General features: G+C 60.3%; 2 protein-coding genes. Both read right to left on the bottom strand.

Features of this window, described 5'->3' with window-relative positions; translation table 11 throughout:
* Positions 1-981: ABC transporter permease (locus ACPYOJ_RS34330; protein WP_481420217.1), on the bottom strand; the 981-nt coding region annotated here is incomplete at its 3' end.
* 94 nt (positions 982-1,075) lie between these two features.
* On the bottom strand, positions 1,076-2,088 hold a 1,013-nt coding region (locus ACPYOJ_RS34335), incomplete at its 5' end, for a glucokinase (RefSeq protein ID WP_481420218.1).

The raw sequence follows: 2,088 nt of genomic DNA on the forward strand, positions 1-2,088 counted from the left end.
CTCGTAGACCATGCGGGCATTGACGGCGGCGCGCTCGAGCTGGATCTGCAGTCTTGCAAGGCGCCGGGCAGGGTCGTACGCGAGCAGCAAAGCGGTCACGAACGAGAAGAACGCGCCCGGCGGCACGTTGTGATAGATCGAACGGTAAGCGGCGTAGGCAAGAACGCTTGCAACCGCAAAGCCCGCAAAGGTTTCCGTCATCGGCGCGTTGCGTTCCGAAAGGCGCGCGATCCGGTTTGTGCGGGCTTCCGCGGCCGCGACCAGCTTGTTGAGCTTGCGCTGCAGTTCGCTTTCCATCGTGAAGGCCTTGACGATGGCGATGCCTTGGATCGTCTCTTGCATCGCGCCTAGGACATGGCTGCTCAGATAGATGGCTTCCTTGGTCGCTTGACGCAGGCGCTTGGACAGATATCGCAGTCCATAAAGAAGCGGCGGAGCCAGAATGAAGACGGCGAGGCTGAGCAACGGATCCTGAAAGACCATCACGCCGATCAATGAGATGAAGGTAAGCAAGTCACGCGCGGCCGATGTGATCACCATATTCATGACATCGCGGATGCCGCCGACATTCTGGCTTACTCGAGCGGCAATGTGCGCGGAGCGAGCTTCGTTGTAGAAGCCGACCGAAAGTGTCATCAGGTGAGCGTAAAGGCGCCGCTGATAGCGCGCGACGATGTTGTTGCCGATCCGCGAAAGCGCCACGGCCTGGCCGTAGCTCGCAAAGCCGCGCAGAACGAATGCGAGGAAGATCGAAAGACAGATAATCCAGATCATATCCGCGCGGCGATTGGCGAAAGCCTCGTCGATGATCACCTTCATGATCCACGCGGTGAACGCTGTCGTCAGTGCGACAACGACGAGACAGCTGATCGCAAAAACATAGCCGCCGATATGATCGCGGCCATTTTCGGCGATAATGCGTTTCAGGATGCCCGTCACACTATCGCTACCGACAGCGCTTTGTTTGCTCGCGGATTCCAAAAATACTGCTTCCCGTCTCGGACGTGCGCGGCCGCAAAGCCGCGCGCTTGGGGCGGCTCTATAAAGAGTTACCGCCCGTTTGGCTAGCCGGGCATTAGCGGCGCCAGCGGCGCCCTTCGGTCGAGAGCCCGAAAAGGGCCGGCTCTCGGGCATAGAAGGACAGGCCTGCAAGGGCCGCCAGCGGATGGGTCACGACATAGGTCGGAATCGCTTTCAGCCAGTGCGAATGCGGCGCTTTGTCCTCGAACGCGGCGCGGAATTCCGGCTGCCTCAACGCCGGAAGAATCTTCTGCGAGATGCCGCCGGAAAGATAGACTCCGCCCTTAGCCATGAAGATCATCGCCAGGTCGCCGGCCAGTCTTCCGAGATATGTCGAAAAAAGCGAGATGGTCTCCACCGCCGTCGCATCGGATCCGGCAAGCGCATGAGAGGTGATGTCGGCAGGGTCGCTGTACTTGGGATCGATGCGGTCCGCCTTGCAGATTGCCCGGTAGAGATGAACGATCCCGCGCCCGGAAAGGATCTGCTCGGCCGAAACACGGCCCTCGATCGTTTCGACATAGGGAAAGATTTCCAGATCGCGCTTGCTGCGGGGGCCGAGATCGACATGGCCGCCTTCGCCCGGCACCGGGATCCACCCGCCCTGCACGTGTGCAAGCCCACCGACGCCGAGGCCCGTTCCAGGACCGAGCACCACGCGGGAAGCGACAATCTCCTTCGATGCTGAGCCGATCAGTTCGCGCTCGCCATCGCCGAGCGAGGAAATCGCCAGCGCCTGAGCTTCGAAGTCGTTGATGACAAGCACGTCCTCGATGCCGAGACCTTCGATCATCGTATGCGGACGGACGACCCAGTCGCAGTTGGTCAGCGGAATTTCATCGCCATTGATCGGTCCGGCAACGGCAAGGATTGCAGCGCGGGGCCGCATGTCCGTCTTAGCCAGAACGCCGTTGCGGATCGCTTCGTCGATCGTCGTGAAGTCGGCTGTTCTGACATTCGGGAAATTGATGGCCTCTGCCGACGCATCCGGGAGGATGGAGAAGCGTGCATTCGTTCCACCGATATCACCGATGAGGATCGGAAAGGGCAGGTGAGCATCACTGGTGT

Source organism: Rhizobium sp. SVR5-9E (genome assembly GCF_056755095.1).